Source organism: Rhizobium ecuadorense, assembly GCF_001187535.1.
In the GTDB taxonomy this organism is placed as follows: domain Bacteria; phylum Pseudomonadota; class Alphaproteobacteria; order Rhizobiales; family Rhizobiaceae; genus Rhizobium; species Rhizobium ecuadorense.
The window spans coordinates 1-287 of the sequence record NZ_LFIO01001549.1; the positions used below are offsets into that span (position 1 = coordinate 1).

Here is a 287-nt window from a genome sequence, read left to right on the forward strand (position 1 = left end):
CGCCTTGGCGATATCGAGCCCGGGAGCCATGGCGTCACCGGGCTCAAGGGTCACGTCGCCCATCAGCCGGAGCGAGAGGCTTTGGTCCGCCCAGTCGAACCAGACAACGGCGTCCGAACCCATCGGCTCGACGACAGCAACGCGGCCCGGAATGGTGGGCAGGCCGCTCGCCGCCCCATCGAGCACAAGGTGTTCCGGGCGAAAGCCGAGTGTAGCAGGTCCTTCCGCCGCGGCCGCACCAAAGGAATAGCCGGAGAGATCGATGGTCAGCCCGTTGCCAAGAAAGA

General features: G+C 66.2%; 1 protein-coding gene. It reads right to left on the reverse strand.

Translation table 11 applies throughout. The features are described from left to right. A partial coding sequence (locus tag AF337_RS32025) for a TOBE domain-containing protein (RefSeq protein ID WP_152971273.1) occupies nt 1-287 on the reverse strand: 287 nt, incomplete at both ends.